Below are 16,688 nucleotides of genomic sequence, written 5' to 3' on the forward strand. Positions count from 1 at the left end.
TGTGTCTTCTGTTGGCAGGCGAAACGATCGATCGAGTTCTTTCCGCTACCTAGGGCATTTTCTATGACCGAAATGCCCTATTTGTGCTGGGCTTTTTTATACACTAGCACTGGGGTGAATAGTTACATTGATCCTACTCCTATAGAACCACTGATTGATATTGATTTCTTCGTAAATGGGATCTTGATATCGATACTTGATGAGTATTTATGGAGTGTAGCCTCTCCACCAATTGAAATCCCCTTTTTATTGGCTTTGGCATGCGCTTCAACTTCCCCAACAGATACTTTCGCTTCTCCACCTACATATTTGCTTTTTGCAGAGACACTAGCGCCTGGACCACTGCAGCTTGCTCCCCCTCCTACTCCCCAACCACTGGAGTATCCCTTACTTACAGAACAATTCGGTGTATGAATTGCAACACCCATAACACTGATCCTCCTTTAGATCAAAAAATAAATTATCTCCCATATTATACCACATAAATATAAAAATGGTGTATTTGATAACCTAAAATTGAGCCACTTTTCAACGGTTCGATCACATAAATCTCCGTTTCCGACCTATAAGCTCGTCAAAGGCGATCCAGTGCTTCAAGCAGCCTTTGAAAAAGAACTCGAGTTTATAAAAAAAACTAATCACGGAAGAAATCGTTCTTCTTCATGTCGATGAGACGCATGTTCGTGCCTATCTAAACATGGATTAGTCAAATAACACTCGCTTTTATGGCGAGATTTTTTTATTTTTTCGCTTTACATTGACGTTACGTAAACGTTTAACATGAAATTGTCAGGAGGTGAGCGAGTGGAGTATACGGTGCAGCAACTAGCGAAATTGGCGGGGGTGACGAGCCGAACGCTAAGGTATTGCGATGAAATCGGTCTTTTGAAACCGGCAAGGGTTAATGCATCAGGCTATCGCATATACGGACCGAAAGAGGTAGACCAACTTCAGCAAATTTTGTTTTATCGCGAACTTGGGGTTGATTTAGAAACGATTAAGCAAATCATCACGTCCCCGTCATTTGACGACGTACAGGCGTTGAAGCAGCATCGCGAAAAACTCTTGGCAGAACGGAGGCGGTTAGAGGCGCTAATCGCCAATGTCGAAAAAACGCTATTAGCGAAGGAAGGGAGAATCGTGATGAGCGACAAAGAAAAATTTGAAGCGTTTAAACAGCAGCTTATTGACGAAAATGAACGAACATACGGCAAAGAAATTCGGGAAAAATACGGTGACGAGCAAGTGAACAAATCGAACGAAAAAGTAAAAAACATGACGCAAGCCCAGTACGAAGAAGTGACAAAACTAGGCGAGGAAGTGTTGCGCGTATTGTATGAAGCATTTTTGACTGGCGACCCAGCGGGAGAGCTTGCCCAAAAAGCAGCCGATTTACATCGTCAATGGTTAAGCTATTTTTGGGATCATTATTCAAAAGAAGCACATGCAGGATTGGCACAAATGTATGTGGATGATGAACGATTTAAAGCATACTACGATCAGAAACAACCAGGAACGGCGGAATTTTTCCGTGAGGCGATTTTTATTTATACAGGTAAAAAATAGGCAGGCATCAGCCTGTCTTTTTACATTGTAAAAGTTTGAAAAAAGATGTATATTTAAATGAGAATGATAATCAAATTTAAGGATGATAACGATGGAGCAACAATTGTATGACGTGACGATCATTGGCGGTGGACCAGCAGGGCTGTATGCGACGTTTTATAGCGGTCTTCGTGAAATGAAGACAAAACTGATCGAATACCAGTCACAGTTAGGTGGGAAGTTGCATGTATATCCCGAAAAAATGATTTGGGATGTTGGGGGGCATGCACCGATTACGGGAGAGAAATTACGTGAGCAACTTGTTAAACAAGCGATGACCTTTCATCCAACCGTTGTATTAAATGAAAAAGTTGAAGCGATTCGGCGAAGAGAGGACGGGATATTTGTTTTACAAACATCATCCGGACAACAACATGTGTCGAAAACGGTCATTATTGCAGTAGGAAGCGGTATATTAAAACCGCAAAAGCTTCAAATTGAAGGAGCCGAAAAATTTGAAATTACAAATTTACATTATACGGTGAAATCGTTAAAACAGTTTAAAGGGAAAACGGTGATCATTTCAGGGGGTGGCAATACGGCAATTGATTGGGCAAATGAGCTTGTGCCGATTGCCAAAAAAGTATATGTGACTTATCGCAGTGAATCGTTAAAAGGGCATGAAGCGCAAGTGACGCAATTATTGAATAGTTCAGCAACTTGCTTTTTTCATACGTCTATTACAAAATTAGCTGCCAGCCCCAACCATGAAATGATTGAGCGAGTGGTGCTGACAAATCATGAAACGGGCGATGTGTTTGAACTCGAGATAGATGATGTCATTATTAGCCATGGGTATGAACGGGATGCTTCATTGCTTGTGAATAGCGAGTTGCCAATTCAAATGATAGACGAATATTATATTTCAGGGAACGCAAGAGGGGAGTGCTCCGTTCCAGGTTTGTATGCGGCGGGGGACATTTTAAAATATGATGGAAAGTTATATTTACTTACAGGTGCTTTCCAAGACGCAGCGAATGCGGTAAATAGTGCGAAACGTTTCATTGAACCCACTGCCGATCCGTATGCGATGGTATCTTCACATCACGAAGCGTTTAAGGAGCGAAATCGAGAGTTAGTGAAACAAATGTTAAAATAATAGTAATGCATAAATTCGTTTGTTTTAACGCAAACTTTCGGTAAAACAAACGAGGTGAAAATTTTGCTTAAACAACGAAACATATGGATGATGGTGTTGATGTTATTTATATTGACAGCGTACAGCCACCCACTTCATGTGACAACGAAGCAAATAAAATATACAAATGAACTGATGGAAGTAGACTTAAACATTCCGGTTGTATCCGGTTCAAACAATCGATCGTTTCAGCGGCACGTCAACCGCCTGTTGAGAAAGGAATCGCTTGATTTAAAGCGTGAAGTAGAAAAGCAAGCGCGTGAAAATATGGCGATAAGTAAAAAGGAAGGATTTCCATATCGGCTACATGCGGCAGTCAGTAATTACGAGGTGACGTACAATCAACGTGGCATTTTAAGCATCCCGGTGACGTTATATAGCTATACAGGCGGTGCGCACGGAATGACAGTGAAAGTGCCAAACAATTTCGATTTCCATACAGGGGAATCGTTGCAACTAAGCGACTTATTTAAAAAAGGAACGAAATACAAACAAGTGATTATAGACGAAGTGATTGCTCAAATAAAAAAAGAAAACGATTTGTATTTTGACAACGCCATCGATGTTGTAAAAAAGATGCCAAATGATCAGCCTTACTATATAACAAGTGACGGCATTGTCGTTTATTATGGATTATACGAGATTGCCCCGTACGCGGCTGGCATTCGTGAATTTCTTATTCCTTTTTCGATCTTGCGGCCATATATGAAAATCAAGCTAGCGCCTTTATCGCGCTAGCTTAATTATTGTTGGGAGGTAACAACCTCTTTTTTCGTCGTTTTTGTCATGGCTGCCCAACCCTCAAGAGCTAGGAAAATGCATAAAACAAAAAGGACGAAAGCTGATCCGGCTAGTAGCCAATTTTGCGTTAAGGCATTTTGATACATTAAAACACAAAGGGCAGCGATCGTTACAACGAGCATAAACACCATCGGAATGACAACATAAAACGATTTCGCTCCTATTTTCATAAGCCATGCGGAAACAGCTAACAAAGCGAGCGCCCCAAGCATTTGGTTGGCTGCTCCAAAAAGCGGCCAAACGGATTGCCATGTTCCTGATAAAGCAAGTGCACCAGCTCCAATGAGACCAACTGTTGTTGCAACATGGTTATTTTTTAGTGCCGTTGTACGTTCTTCGCCTAGCTCTTGAATGGCATAGCGCATTAATCGTGTTGCTGAATCTAAAGTTGTTAATAAAAATGCTGATGCAGTAAGGGCAGTAAATGTTATCGCTGTCGCCTCCGGAATGCCCACATGGGACATAAAGTAGCCGACACCAGCAGAAAATGTGCCAATCGGTCCACCAAGCTCGCTCATGCGAGTAGCAAAGTCTGCTTGTGTTAAATATGCGACTGTGCCAACCGAAATGATTGCCAAAAAGCTCTCTAACAACATACCACCATAGGCGATGAACTTTCCGTTTTTCTCATTATCAAGTTGTTTTGCGGTTGTACCAGATGAAACGAGCGAGTGAAAGCCGGAAATGGCGCCGCAGGCAATAGTAATGAATAAAATTGGGAATAAAAACCCGAGTTTTTCATGGTAAAATCCGGTGAACGCTGGGAACTTGATAGTTGGTGCAGCAATAATCATCCCGATAGCTGCCCCAGCGATCATACCGTATAACAGAAATGAGTTTAAATAATCCCGTGGTTGCAGCAAGACCCAAACAGGCAATACTGATGCAGCATATGCGTAACCGAGCAAAATGAGCGACCATGTTGTTGCGCTTAAAGAAAGAGGGTATTGAATGCCTAACCATACTGATAACAGCATGGTAACAACGCCTAATACACTAGCAATGACTAAGTTCATTCGCATTTGATTTACGAGAAAACCGAACACAATCGCGATACCAAGAAATAAAACAGATGCCGTAGCAGCCTGTGGGACAGCAACAAATGTATTTGCAACTAAAATAATAAATACCCCGACGACGAGCATGAGCGTCGCGATAGAGAAAGTCAAAAACAAGACTTGTCCACGATTACCCATATATTGTTTAATAATCATTCCGATCGATTGTGCTTTGTGGCGAATAGAAGCTTGTAGCGATGTATAATCATGGACGCCCCCGATGAAGATACCTCCAATCATAATCCATAAAACAGCCGGAACCCATCCAAATACTGCTGCTGTGATCGGTCCGACAATCGGGCCACCTCCAGCGATTGTAGCGAAATGGTGTCCAAGCAAAACAGGTTTTTTTGCTGGGACGTAATCTATACCGTCATACATTTCATGTGCTGGTGTTTTACGATTACCATCTACTTTCAATTGTTTCTCAAGAAAACGTCCATATGTGAAATAGGCGATAAGTAAAATAATTCCACAAATAAGAAGCAACGTTAATAAATTCAATGCATACCCTCCTCAAACGGTTTTTCGAAAACATCTGTTAACGGAAGAGCTTTCCGATGAGTAAATCGTTCTTTTTTGTTTAAAGCGATGATGGCCAAATAACATTCGAGCCAACCGTGCAAACCAAAACGAATAAATCGTAGCTTCCGAAAGCGTTTCACCTCCTTTATGGCATCAACATGTGCCTCCGGTGCGACAATCGCCCCGATAAAAACGGTAGACATATGATCTTGATGACTAGATAGGTAATTTGGTAGCGAGCGAACGAATGCTTCAGAAAACTGTATGACGTCCTCTTTTGTCACTATATCGTTTTTTGGCCATACAAAAATGAATTGTTCATTTTCAACGGCCCAAATTTTAGACTTTTTTGTCATGAAATATTTCTCATCACGCCGGTGGTAATGAGCATAAAAAGGTAGAGAAAATGCTTCAAGTTTTTCATCCCGATAAATATTGAAATAAGGTGTAAGAATGGTTGATAGCGTATGGATATAGTTGTTTGTGTTCATTAGTAGCCACCTTTTTAATTTTCTGAATATTATTATATTTGTAAATGTAAAACATTTCAATAGTTTCATTTATTTTTCCTGAAATTCTATTTAATAGTTTAATAAATATATTTTATTTTTCTGAAAATTGTGTTAAAATGCAGTCAAAAAGGAGTTACATGCATGGTTGAGAAGCAGCTAAAGGATCGCATTATTGAAACGGCGCTTACACTATTCGAAAAGTATGGATATCATGGAGTGACGGTTGACCGCATTGTTGCAGAGTGTGGTGCGTCAAAGGGAGGATTTTATCATAACTTTAAGTCAAAAGATGAACTGCTTTATCACATTCATGATGTATTTATTACGTATGTGCTAAATAAAGCACAAGAAGCATATGTAAAATATAAAACGCCGACAAAGCGGTTATGTGCCATCATTCAATCATTTGTAAGAGTTTTTCATATATATAAACCGCATATTACGGTGTTTAATCAAGAAGCGGCGTATTTGAAGCCGGAGTACGCTGAAAAAATTAATGCAAAGCGTGAGCAGTATAAGCAAATTATTTTTCAAGTGCTTCGTGAAGGAATCGAAGCAAAGCAATTTCGGGCAGAAGTGCCTGTTGAAATTGCGGGATTGTCAATCATCGGGATGGTCAACTGGATGTATAAATGGTATAAGCCTGATGGACCGATGTCGATTGAACAAATTGCGGCGGCTTTTAATGATTTAATCCTACATTCGCTATTGACAGAGGAAGCGAAGCGAAATGAGGACATTTCGTCATTTCTTTTGTCGCGTGTAGGCGACGAATGACGGGTGTTTTGAAGTGTACAGACCAACTAGTCGGTTTGTAGTAAAGCGGGCTTGTTGGTTTCATATATTTTATCTTAATAAAGGAGGAAAAAAGACGATGCATTTTGAATTAACGAAAGAACAACAAATGATTAAAGAAATGGTTCGCGATTTTGCAGAAAAGGAAATTGCCCCGTACGCGTCGAAATGGGATGAGGAGGCCATTTTTCCAATTGAGACGTTCAAAAAAATGGGCGAGCTTGGATTGTTTGGCATTCCGTTCCCTGAACAATATGGCGGTTCTGGTGGAGACACGATTTCATATGCGATTGCGGTTGAAGAAATTGGTCGTGCATGCGGTGGAACAGGGTTAAGTTATGCGGCGGCTGTATCGCTCGGTGCTAGCCCGATTTATTATTTCGGGACAGAAGAGCAAAAAGAGAAATGGCTCGTGCCGATGGCAAAAGGTGAAACGTTTGGTTCATTCGGATTGACAGAACCGAATGCGGGATCTGATGCAGGTGGCACGCAAACGCGCGCTGTCTTGGATGGCGATGAGTACGTCATTAATGGAGAAAAATGTTGGATTACAAATGCAGGCTATGCACGCCAAGTGATTGTAACCGCTGTCACAGGAAAGGATGAACGAGGAAAAAATATTATTTCTGCGCTCATCGTTCCGACGGATACGCCAGGGTTTTCGATTAATTGTCATTATGACAAGATGGGCGTTCGTGCATCCAATACGTGTGAACTTGTTTTGCAAGATGTACGTGTGCCAAAAGAAAATATATTAGGGAACCCGAAAAAAGGATTTAAGCAGTTTTTATATACGCTTGATGGCGGACGCATTTCCATTGCAGCATTAGCCGTCGGCATTGCACAAGCTGCATTTGAAAAAGCGCTTCAATATGCAAAAGAGAGAAAACAGTTCGGGCAACCGATTGCCAAGTTTCAAGCTATTCAATTTAAGCTTGCGGATATGGCCATGCAACTTGAACTTGCGCGCAATGTGGTATACAAAGCAGCGTGGTTAAAAGATCAAGGCAAACCGTTTACAAAAGAGGCAGCGTATGCGAAATTATTTGCTTCTGAAGCGGGATTTCACATTTGCAATCAAGCGATTCAAATTCACGGTGGATACGGGTATATGAAAGAATACGGTGTCGAACGTCATCTTCGGGATATGAAACTGATGGAAATTGGAGAAGGGACATCAGAAATTCAGCGGCTAGTCATTGCTCGTCAATTAGGATGCTAAAGGAGGGGGCGTATGCTTCATATTACAGTTGGTCAGTTGCTTGAGCAAAAGGCTTCCATTCATCCGAATCATGAGGCAGTTGTATATGCAGATCGTCAGTTGCGCTGGTCTTATCGGCAGTTTAACGATTATTGCCGCCTCGTTGCGAAAGGGTTGATGAAGCTTGGCATAGAAGCAGGGGAGCATATTGCACTTTGGGCAACAAATAAACCGGAATGGCTTGCATGCCAGTTTGCGACAGGGAAAATGGGGGCGGTACTTGTTACGGTGAATACGAATTACCGTACAACAGAGCTACAATATTTATTAAAACAATCTGACGCAACAACAATCATTTTAATGGAACAGTATCGTGGTACTTCTTATATTGACATGATTTACGACATTGCACCTGAACTCGCCTATTGCGAACCTGGAAAGCTACAAGCGAAACGTCTTCCACAACTACGAAATGTCATCGTATTAAGCGAACAACGCTATCCGGGAACATTTTCATGGAACGACCTCTTAGCCATGGCGGAATATGTCGAAGATGCAGCACTAGATGCACGAATGAATTCCCTCGATCCACATGATGTCATCAACATGCAATATACCTCAGGAACGACAGGATTCCCAAAAGGCGTTATGCTTACACATCATAACATTGTGAACAATGCGTATTATATTGCAGAATGTATGAAGCTAACAAAGGAAGATCGTTTATGTATTCCTGTACCGTTTTTTCATTGTTTCGGTTGCGTTCTCGGTACGCTCGCTTGCGTAACAGTTGGAGCAACGATGGTGCCACTTGAGCAATTTCATCCAAAACAAGTGTTACAAACGGTGCAAGATGAAAAATGTACGGCGCTTCACGGGGTGCCAACGATGTTTATTGCCGAATTAAATGATCCAGACTTTGCATCATACAATTTATCGTCTTTACGTACGGGTATTATGGCTGGATCAAACTGCCCGATTGAAGTGATGAAAGCTGTCATCGAAAAAATGGGGGCGCGAGACATTACGATTGCGTACGGTCAAACAGAGTCTTCACCGGTTATTACGCAAACACGCACCGATGATCCGATTGAGTTACGTGTTGAAACTGTAGGGCGTGCCCTCCCTCACGTCGAGGTGAAAATTGTTGATCCAACAACAAATAAAGAATTGCCACCTGGTATGCAAGGTGAGCTATGTACCCGCGGATATCATGTAATGAAAGGATATTACAACAATCCTTCCGCGACGCGCGAAGCGATTGATGAAGATGGATGGTTGCATACAGGGGATTTAGCAGTGATGGATGAAAACGGTTACTTCCGCATTACCGGACGGCTAAAAGATATGATTATCCGCGGTGGGGAGAACATTTATCCGCGTGAAATTGAGGAGTTTTTATATAAGCATCCGAAAGTGCTCGATGTGCAAGTTGTCGGCGTCCCAGATGAAACGTATGGGGAAGAGGTGATGGCGTGGATCATTTTAAAAGAAGGTGAACACGCTACAGCAGAAGATATTCGTGCATTTTGTGAAGGAAATATATCGCGCCATAAAATCCCTAGATATATCGAATTTACTACGTCTTATCCGATGACGGCGTCAGGAAAAATTCAAAAATTTAAATTGCGTGAATGGGCGCGCGAACGAATCGAACAGAAAAAAAACGTATAAGGGGGAGACATATGTTTTCAAAAGTGCTTATTGCTAATCGGGGGGAAATTGCTTTGCGCATCATTCGCACGTGCAAAAAGCTCGGCATTCAAACGGTCGCTATTTATTCAGAAGCTGACGCCGGTTCGCTTCATGTAAAGCAGGCTGATGAAGCATATGTCGTTGGCAAAGCGCGCGTGAATGAAAGTTATTTAAACATCGAAAAAATTATTTCTATCGCTAAAGAAACGAAGGTAGAAGCTATTCATCCCGGTTACGGCTTGCTTTCAGAAAATGCAGCATTTGCTCGCCGCTGCGAGGAAGAAGGAATCGTGTTTATCGGTCCGAAACCGGATGTCATTGCGCGAATGGGGAGCAAAATTGAGGCGAGACAAACAATGGCGGAAGCGGGGGTGCCGATTGTGCCCGGCATCTCTTTTCCGCTCGCTCATGTCGATGAAGCAGCGAACGTTGCAAACGAAATCGGGTATCCAGTGATGTTGAAAGCTTCGGCAGGTGGTGGTGGCATCGGCATGCAGCTCGTTTACGATGAAGAGCAGTTGCGCAAAGCGTTCGAAGGGAACAAAAGCCGTGCTGCTTCCTTTTTTGGGGATGGGGCGATGTACGTTGAAAAGTATATCGACAATCCGCGCCATATTGAAATTCAACTGCTAGCCGATCAATATGGAAATTACGTTTATTTATGGGAGAGAGAATGTTCTGTGCAACGTCGCCATCAAAAAGTGATTGAAGAAGCACCTTCGCCGTTTTTAGATGAAGAGACGCGGAAACAGATGGGAGAGACTGCTGTTCGGGCGGCAAAACATATCGGATATACGAATGCAGGAACAGTTGAATTTCTCGTAGATGAGCAAAAAAACTTTTATTTTTTAGAAATGAATACACGTTTGCAAGTTGAGCACCCCGTAACAGAGGAAATTACGGGCATTGACATTGTTGAGCAACAACTGCGCATCGCGGCAGGAGAACAGCTATGTTTTTCGCAAGCTGAAGTAAAAAAAGAAGGACATGCGATTGAAGTGCGCATTTATGCGGAAGATCCAAAAACATTTTTTCCTTCGCCAGGGACGATCACATCTTTACAACTGCCAAAAGGAGAACAAGTGCGCCATGAAATCGCGGTACAAAGCGGTTCAGCCGTTCCACCTTTTTACGATCCGATGATTGCAAAATGTATTGTAAGAGGGAGCGATCGACAAGCGGCGATTGCAAATATGATCGCAGCATTGCATGAGTATAAAATCGAAGGAATTAAAACAAATATTCCGATGTTAATTGATGTATTGACGCATGAGGCATTTCAACAAGGGAATACGACAACAAACTTTGTGAATATGTATTTAAACAAAAAAGGAGGCAAGACACATGCATGAGGTTGTCGCATTGATGGCAGGAAACGTGTGGAAAATTGTTGTTCAAGTCGGTGACGTTGTTGAAGAAGGGCAAGATGTCGTCATTTTAGAATCGATGAAAATGGAAATTCCCGTTTCTGCAGAAGTCGGCGGAGTCGTAAAAGCGATTCGCGTGCAAGAAGGCGACTTCGTAAACGAAGGCGACATATTACTCGAAATCGAATAGGGGGGCATGTATGCGTGTAACGGTGAAAGAAGTCGGTCCGCGTGATGGATTGCAAAACGAGCCAGTATTTATTGCAACGGAAGATAAAATCGCATGGATTAATCAGCTATCAAAATCGGGGTTGTCATACATTGAAGTGACGTCATTTGTCCACCCAAAATGGATTCCACAGCTTGCTGATGCGTACGAAGTGGCTTCGCGCATTGAGCGCGTCGAAGGGGTGACGTATGCCGCGCTTGTACCAAATAAAAAAGGGCTAGAAGGCGCGCTTGCCGCAAATATGGATGAAGTTTCCGTATTTATGTCAGCAAGCGAAACGCACAACCGAAAAAATATTAATAAATCTATTGAAGAAACGTATCCCGTACTGAAGGAAGTCATTGATGAGGCGAAGCGAGCAAACAAAACCGTTCGCGGCTACGTATCAACGGTGTTTGGCTGTCCGTATGAAGGGGAAGTTAGCGTCGAGCGCGTAATCGCTGTTTCTGAACGGTTGTTTGAACTTGGCATTGATGAGCTGTCGCTCGGTGATACGATCGGTGTTGCTAATCCGATCCAAGTGCAACGAACGTTAGAACAGTTACTGAAGCGGTTTCCAGCGGAGCGGATGGCACTCCATTTTCATAACACGCGCGGCATGGCGCTTGCGAATGTATTTGCTTCCTTGCAAATGGGCATGACCATTTTTGATAGTTCGTTAGGTGGATTAGGTGGCTGCCCGTATGCTCCGGGGGCATCTGGGAATTTAGCGACAGACGATTTAGTATACATGCTTACCGAAATGGGAATCGATTGTGATGTTCAACTTGACCCGTTAACGGAAGCCGCGCGGTGGATAGAAGAAAAGATTGGCCGTCCGCTCTCGAGTCACCATCTACATGTTGTAAGGGGGAATGCATCATGATGGAAGCCGTTCTTTATTCGACGATTGATGCGGGGGTAGCAGTTGTCACATTAAATCGACCAGACGCAGCCAACGCCCTCTCGTTAAAAATGTTGAACGAACTGCAACGCATTCAAACGGAACTGAAGTTGAATCGAAACGTGCGCGCAGTCATTGTTACCGGGGCGGGACAAAAAACGTTTTGTGCTGGGGCGGATTTAAAAGAACGGGCAAAGATGAACGAAACGCAAGTACGTCAAACAGTTACACTTATTCGGGAGACGATTAATGGGTTTGAACAGTTGCCGCAGCCGGTCATTTGTGCATTAAACGGAGGGGCGTTTGGCGGTGGGTTGGAGTTAGCGCTCGCTTGTGACTTCCGCATCGCTGCTGAACACGCGACGATGGGACTGACCGAAACATCGCTTGGCATTATCCCGGGAGCTGGTGGAACACAGCGTCTCCCACGGCTCATTGGCATCGGGCGGGCAAAAGAGATGATTTATACAGCAAAACGTATTTCGGCTCAAGAAGCGGAGCGAATCGGACTAGTGGAGCGAGTCGTCCCCGCTGAAACGTTGCTAGATGAGGCGTTTGCAATGGCGACAACGATTGCAAATAACGCCCCGATTGCTGTTGCTCAAGCAAAAGTAGCGATGAATCATGGGATGCAAGTTGATATGTATACAGGGCTTATGATTGAACAAATGGCGTATGAACGAACGATTCATACGAACGACCGACTAGAAGGATTACAAGCGTTCAAAGAAAAACGAAAACCGGTGTACAAAGGGGAGTAGGAGACATGATTTCAAACGAACAATTATCGCTTGTTGAACAATTGCAACAAAAACGAAAACAAATTGAACAAGGCGGGGCGCGCAAATATCACGAAAAAAACGCCGAGCAAGGAAAGCTATTTGTCCGCGATCGTTTGAAACTTCTATTTGATGAAGGTTTACAATTTGAAGATGCATTTTTTGCGAACTGTTTAGCGGATGGATTGCCTGCAGATGGCGTTGTGACAGGCGTCGGAAAAATTAATGGACAAACGGTATGCGTGATGGCAAATGACTCGACGGTAAAGGCAGGTTCTTGGGGGGCAAGAACAGTAGAAAAAATTATTCGCATTCAAGAAACGGCAGATAAATTGCGTTGTCCGATCCTATATTTAGTCGACTCAGCAGGCGCTCGTATTACAGATCAAATTGAAATGTTTCCAGGCAGACGTGGGGCAGGGAGAATTTTTTACAACCAAGTGAAACTGTCTGGAAAAGTGCCACAAATTTGTTTATTGTTCGGACCATCGGCAGCAGGTGGTGCATATATTCCTGCGTTTTGTGATATCGTCATTATGGTCGAAGGGAACGCTTCTATGTATCTCGGTTCACCACGCATGGCGGAAATGGTTATCGGTGAAAAAGTGACACTTGAAGAGATGGGTGGAGCGCGCATGCATTGTTCAATTTCCGGTTGCGGCGATGTACTTGTTAAAACAGAAGAAGAAGCCATTGCGTTTGCACGTAAATATTTATCATATTTTCCAGCGAACTTTAGTGAAAAGCCGCCAATAGTAGCTCCAAAAGAGCCAAAATCATTTGATAAAACGATTGAGGAAATTATTCCACAAAATCAAAATGCCCCGTTTAACATGTACGATTTAATTGACCGTGTCATTGATGAAGGTTCGTTTTGTGAAATCAAAAAGCTGTTTGCACCTGAACTTATTACAGGTCTCGCACGCATAAACGGGCAACCGGTTGGCATCATTGCCAATCAACCACGCATGAAAGGTGGGGTGTTGTTTCACGACTCCGCGGATAAAGCGGCAAAATTTATTACACTGTGCGATGCGTTCCATATTCCACTTATCTTTTTAGCTGATATTCCGGGCTTTATGATCGGAACGAAAGTCGAGCGAGCAGGTATTATTCGCCACGGTGCAAAAATGATTTCAGCGATGTCAGAAGCAACCGTGCCGAAAATTTCAATCATTGTAAGAAAAGCATACGGAGCAGGATTATATGCGATGGCCGGTCCAGCCTTTGAACCGGATTGTTGCTTAGCTTTCCCACATGCCCAGATTGCTGTAATGGGGCCGGAAGCAGCAGTCAATGCAGTATACGCCAATAAAATTGCTGAACTTCCTGAGGAAGAACGCGCTGCATTTATTGAGCAGAAACGTGAAGAATATCGAAAAGACATCGACATTTATCGACTCGCTTCGGAAATGGTTGTCGATGGGATTATTGCTCCAAATGAATTGCGGACCGAACTTATTCGTCGTTTAGATGCATACATGTCGAAATATGTCATATTTTCTGAACGAAAGCATGGAGTTTACCCTGTGTAGTTATCAAGACATATGGTACAATGAGGGCGATGTGTTGTAACATCGCCTTTTTTTCGGGAAATTTCCCCGGAAATCGACAAAAGGTGTGTCGAATGTGAAAAACAAATAGAAAAAGGAAGTTTTAAGCTTGCTCTTTCCCTATTGTATAATCAAGAAAGGGGCTTTTCATTTGATATACATATGGCTTATTGCACTATTTGTCGTATATGGCATATGTCCGACATGGTTGACTCGCGTTTCTTCGTTTCGTGTACAAAAAAGGGTGAACGGTGGTGTAGCATTAACGTTTGATGATGGTCCAGATCCGGTGTACACGCCCCAGTTGCTTGATTTGCTGAAAAAGTATGACGTGAAAGCGACATTTTTCGTCATTGGCTCGAAGGCGGAGAAATATCCTCATCTCATTCAAAGGATGCATAAAGAAGGTCATACGATAGGGTTACATCATTATTACCATACGAGCAATTGGTTTCTTCCTCCGTTAGTTGCCGAATGGGAACTCGAACGTTCAGTTCGTGCCATTGAGCGCATTACCGGCAGTCGTCCTGCATACTACCGTCCGCCATGGGGACATATAAACATATGGACGTTGTTTATGCAAAAAAAGTATAAAATAGTGATGTGGACATATATTCTTGGTGACTGGAACGCCTCGCTAGGTGTTGACCGGCTTTATGAACGATTGATGCGAAGCATAGAGGACGGGGCGATCATTGTGCTACATGATAGCGGCTCAACCTTCGGCGCGGATCAACATGCACCTCAAAACATGTTGCAAGCGCTAGAGCGATTATTGAAAACGGCTCATGTAAAGTGGGTAAAGATATAGAAGGGGAATGGGGAAATGGAAGCGAACAGCATCTTAACGTATATTCAATCTCATGGCTATATTGTCCTGTTTCTTTCGCTATTCTTTGGGATCGTTGGGATTCCAGCACCGGAAGAGTCGCTTCTGTTTTTGGTCGGCATTTTTATTTCACATGACCAATTACATTTATTCAAAAGTTTATTTTTTGCTGTTTTCGGGGCGACAGTCGGCATGGTGATTGCTTATGTTGCTGGTTATACGTTCGGCTCACCGCTATTATTTAAATATGGACACTATATCGGTTTTCACCGCCGACGTTATCGCTATATGTATCGCCATTTCCGTAAACGTGCGCTTTGGGTTATTACGTTTGGCTACTTTATTCCGGGCGTTCGCCAACTATCGCCGTATATGGCGGGGGTTGTTCGCTTTCCATTTTTGCCATTTCTCTGTTTGTCGTTTGCTGGAGCGACTTTTTGGATCAGTTTATTTGTATGTGTAGGAAAGTTGCTCGGGGAACGAATTCATATCCCACTTCATGTGTTGCCATGGCTCACGTTATTGTTTTTCAGTTTATTTTTCATTATTTTGTATATGAAAAAAAGAAAGCAAAGCTAAAAGGGAGTTCGTCATGATGAACATTCTCGTCCTACCTTTGTTCCAAATGTCATCTGGCCATCATCAAGTGGCGGATGCGCTTATCTATTCGTTGCAACGTCGCTTTCCAGAGGCGTCTTTTGAAAAACTTGATTTCCTCAGCTATTGCAACGAACAAATGGAAAAAAGAGTAGCCGATTTTTACCTTCGATGGATTTCGGTATTACCTCATTCGTATGAGTGGATGTACCGACGTTGGATGAGAAAATTCGAGCAGCCAACGCTTGAACCGTGGCTACTTTATTTTGAAAAAAAGATGAAGCGTCTTCTCCAAGAGAAAGATCCAGATCTTATTATATGTACCCATTCATTTCCATCACACGTATTGCATCGTTTAAAGCAAAAAGGTGTTGTTACTATTCCGGTTGTGAACGTGTATACCGACTTTTTTTTAAGTGGTATTTGGGGAAAAACAGCAATCGACTACCATTTCGTTCCGCATGAAGAGGCAAAGCGGTTTATGTGTACAACGTTTCGCATCGATCGTCATCGCGTCATTGTAACAGGCATTCCAATTCATGAGCATATTGTACCTGCTAAGAAAAGAAAACAGCGGGAAAATAAACGTATTTTAGTGGCAGGTGGCAATCAAGGATTAGGGAAAATGAAACAATTTTTAACAAACGCGAAACATTCTCAGCTCACTTATTTTGTATTATGCGGCAAAAATGAAGCGCTGTATAACGAGCTGAAAAGCTGGGACGATCCGCGCGTTCGGCCGTTTCGATACATTTCCGATCCAGCGAAAATGAACGAGCTGTATGATGAAGTCGATGCGGTTGTGACAAAACCAGGTGGTGTAACAATGAGCGAAGTGCTTGCAAAAAAACTTCCTGCTTTTACGCTTTCTTATTTGCCTGGACAAGAACAAATGAATTTGCGTTATTTAAAAGCAAAGGGACTTATTTATTTTCTTCATGACAATGAACCGTACGATCAACAGTTAATGCGCGTATTAACGGATAATGATGAGATGGATCAATTAGGAAAACGGATCGAACAATATTGGCTCGAACGCGAGAAAACAGCACAAGAGGCGTTGAGCGAGTGGATCGAAGCACGTTTACATGCGGTAAAGAAGCGATGAGTAGCTCTCATCG

17 protein-coding genes are annotated in these 16,688 nt (G+C 42.8%); 14 read left to right on the forward strand and 3 right to left on the reverse strand.

What is annotated here, in order from left to right; all coding sequences use genetic code 11:
• Window positions 1-122: 122 nt before the first annotated feature.
• Window positions 123-428 (reverse strand): hypothetical protein, encoded by a 306-nt coding sequence (locus K1I44_RS12355; protein ID WP_219986309.1) that lies wholly within the window; start codon window positions 426-428, stop codon window positions 123-125.
• Between the two features lie 352 nt (window positions 429-780).
• On the opposite strand from K1I44_RS12355, the gene K1I44_RS12360 reads away from it, so the two are divergent.
• The 3 genes from K1I44_RS12360 (at window position 781) to K1I44_RS12370 (ending at window position 3,481) form a co-directional block, all read left to right on the forward strand.
• A complete protein-coding gene (locus K1I44_RS12360) occupies window positions 781-1,566 on the forward strand; it encodes a MerR family transcriptional regulator (protein ID WP_219986311.1) in 786 nt (261 codons plus the stop codon).
• Between the two features lie 82 nt (window positions 1,567-1,648).
• Entirely contained in the window at window positions 1,649-2,704 is a 1,056-nt protein-coding gene (locus K1I44_RS12365) for an NAD(P)/FAD-dependent oxidoreductase (RefSeq protein ID WP_370628002.1), read from the forward strand.
• Between the two features lie 54 nt (window positions 2,705-2,758).
• A complete protein-coding gene (locus K1I44_RS12370; protein ID WP_370628003.1) occupies window positions 2,759-3,481 on the forward strand; it encodes a DUF3298 and DUF4163 domain-containing protein in 723 nt (240 codons plus the stop codon).
• A 5-nt stretch (window positions 3,482-3,486) separates the two neighbouring features.
• Here the strand turns inward: K1I44_RS12370 and K1I44_RS12375 are convergent, their stop codons facing one another.
• Together K1I44_RS12375 and K1I44_RS12380 are read right to left on the reverse strand one after the other, a co-directional pair.
• Window positions 3,487-5,106 carry a carbon starvation CstA family protein gene (locus K1I44_RS12375; protein WP_219986315.1) on the reverse strand — a complete coding sequence of 540 codons (1,620 nt, stop codon included), beginning with the start codon at window positions 5,104-5,106 and terminating at the stop codon, window positions 3,487-3,489.
• Window positions 5,103-5,687: a DUF8052 family protein gene (locus K1I44_RS12380; protein ID WP_483297876.1), complete on the reverse strand. Its 585-nt coding sequence runs from the start codon at window positions 5,685-5,687 to the stop codon at window positions 5,103-5,105. Before K1I44_RS12380 ends, K1I44_RS12375 begins: the two co-directional genes overlap by 4 nt.
• Before the next feature lie 93 nt (window positions 5,688-5,780).
• Between K1I44_RS12380 and K1I44_RS12385 the strand changes: the two genes are divergently transcribed.
• The 11 genes from K1I44_RS12385 (at window position 5,781) to K1I44_RS12435 (ending at window position 16,675) form a co-directional block, all read left to right on the forward strand.
• A complete protein-coding gene (locus K1I44_RS12385) occupies window positions 5,781-6,416 on the forward strand; it encodes a TetR/AcrR family transcriptional regulator (RefSeq protein WP_219986318.1) in 636 nt (211 codons plus the stop codon).
• Window positions 6,417-6,513: 97 nt separating this feature from the next.
• Window positions 6,514-7,656: an acyl-CoA dehydrogenase gene (locus K1I44_RS12390; protein ID WP_219986319.1), complete on the forward strand. Its 1,143-nt coding sequence runs from the start codon at window positions 6,514-6,516 to the stop codon at window positions 7,654-7,656.
• A 12-nt stretch (window positions 7,657-7,668) separates the two neighbouring features.
• The gene (locus tag K1I44_RS12395) at window positions 7,669-9,309 is read left to right on the forward strand and encodes an AMP-binding protein (protein WP_043964514.1); all 1,641 of its coding nucleotides are present in this window, start codon (window positions 7,669-7,671) and stop codon (window positions 9,307-9,309) included.
• Window positions 9,310-9,320: 11 nt separating this feature from the next.
• Window positions 9,321-10,682, forward strand: a complete 1,362-nt coding sequence (accC, locus tag K1I44_RS12400) for an acetyl-CoA carboxylase biotin carboxylase subunit (RefSeq protein ID WP_219986320.1) — start codon at window positions 9,321-9,323, stop codon at window positions 10,680-10,682.
• Window positions 10,675-10,887, forward strand: a complete 213-nt coding sequence (locus tag K1I44_RS12405) for an acetyl-CoA carboxylase biotin carboxyl carrier protein subunit (protein ID WP_003398506.1) — start codon at window positions 10,675-10,677, stop codon at window positions 10,885-10,887. Before accC ends, K1I44_RS12405 begins: the two co-directional genes overlap by 8 nt.
• Window positions 10,888-10,897: 10 nt before the next feature.
• Window positions 10,898-11,791 (forward strand): hydroxymethylglutaryl-CoA lyase, encoded by an 894-nt coding sequence (locus tag K1I44_RS12410; protein ID WP_003398504.1) that lies wholly within the window; start codon window positions 10,898-10,900, stop codon window positions 11,789-11,791.
• The gene (locus tag K1I44_RS12415) at window positions 11,788-12,570 is read left to right on the forward strand and encodes an enoyl-CoA hydratase (protein ID WP_003398502.1); all 783 of its coding nucleotides are present in this window, start codon (window positions 11,788-11,790) and stop codon (window positions 12,568-12,570) included. Before K1I44_RS12410 ends, K1I44_RS12415 begins: the two co-directional genes overlap by 4 nt.
• 5 nt (window positions 12,571-12,575) lie before the next feature.
• Complete coding sequence (locus K1I44_RS12420; RefSeq protein ID WP_219986322.1) at window positions 12,576-14,123, forward strand: acyl-CoA carboxylase subunit beta; 1,548 nt, start codon at window positions 12,576-12,578, stop codon at window positions 14,121-14,123.
• A 169-nt stretch (window positions 14,124-14,292) separates the two neighbouring features.
• Complete coding sequence (locus tag K1I44_RS12425; RefSeq protein ID WP_219986323.1) at window positions 14,293-14,952, forward strand: polysaccharide deacetylase family protein; 660 nt, start codon at window positions 14,293-14,295, stop codon at window positions 14,950-14,952.
• Between the two features lie 15 nt (window positions 14,953-14,967).
• On the forward strand, window positions 14,968-15,549 hold the full coding sequence (locus K1I44_RS12430) for a DedA family protein (protein WP_219986324.1): 582 nt from the start codon (window positions 14,968-14,970) through the stop codon (window positions 15,547-15,549).
• A gap of 13 nt (window positions 15,550-15,562) precedes the next feature.
• Window positions 15,563-16,675: an MGDG synthase family glycosyltransferase gene (locus K1I44_RS12435; RefSeq protein ID WP_035045369.1), complete on the forward strand. Its 1,113-nt coding sequence runs from the start codon at window positions 15,563-15,565 to the stop codon at window positions 16,673-16,675.
• The last annotated feature ends 13 nt before the right edge of the window (window positions 16,676-16,688 follow it).

Source organism: Anoxybacillus sp. ST4, from assembly GCF_019448545.1.
Lineage (GTDB): Bacteria > Bacillota > Bacilli > Bacillales > Anoxybacillaceae > Anoxybacillus > Anoxybacillus pushchinoensis.

Bases quoted from the DNA above. Each gene is read 5' to 3' on its own strand.
- accC (WP_219986320.1), top strand. From the start codon at position 9,321: ATGTTTTCAAAAGTGCTTATTGCTAATCGGGGGGAAATTGCTTTGCGC.
- K1I44_RS12410 (WP_003398504.1), top strand. From the start codon at position 10,898: ATGCGTGTAACGGTGAAAGAAGTCGGTCCGCGTGATGGATTGCAAAAC.
- K1I44_RS12360 (WP_219986311.1), top strand. From the start codon at position 781: ATGAAATTGTCAGGAGGTGAGCGAGTGGAGTATACGGTGCAGCAACTA.
- K1I44_RS12415 (WP_003398502.1), top strand. From the start codon at position 11,788: ATGATGGAAGCCGTTCTTTATTCGACGATTGATGCGGGGGTAGCAGTT.
- K1I44_RS12385 (WP_219986318.1), top strand. From the start codon at position 5,781: ATGGTTGAGAAGCAGCTAAAGGATCGCATTATTGAAACGGCGCTTACA.
- K1I44_RS12380 (WP_483297876.1), bottom strand. From the start codon at position 5,687: ATGAAACTATTGAAATGTTTTACATTTACAAATATAATAATATTCAGA.
- K1I44_RS12365 (WP_370628002.1), top strand. From the start codon at position 1,649: ATGATAACGATGGAGCAACAATTGTATGACGTGACGATCATTGGCGGT.
- K1I44_RS12430 (WP_219986324.1), top strand. From the start codon at position 14,968: ATGGAAGCGAACAGCATCTTAACGTATATTCAATCTCATGGCTATATT.
- K1I44_RS12435 (WP_035045369.1), top strand. From the start codon at position 15,563: ATGATGAACATTCTCGTCCTACCTTTGTTCCAAATGTCATCTGGCCAT.
- K1I44_RS12355 (WP_219986309.1), bottom strand. From the start codon at position 428: ATGGGTGTTGCAATTCATACACCGAATTGTTCTGTAAGTAAGGGATAC.
- K1I44_RS12395 (WP_043964514.1), top strand. From the start codon at position 7,669: ATGCTTCATATTACAGTTGGTCAGTTGCTTGAGCAAAAGGCTTCCATT.
- K1I44_RS12420 (WP_219986322.1), top strand. From the start codon at position 12,576: ATGATTTCAAACGAACAATTATCGCTTGTTGAACAATTGCAACAAAAA.
- K1I44_RS12390 (WP_219986319.1), top strand. From the start codon at position 6,514: ATGCATTTTGAATTAACGAAAGAACAACAAATGATTAAAGAAATGGTT.
- K1I44_RS12405 (WP_003398506.1), top strand. From the start codon at position 10,675: ATGCATGAGGTTGTCGCATTGATGGCAGGAAACGTGTGGAAAATTGTT.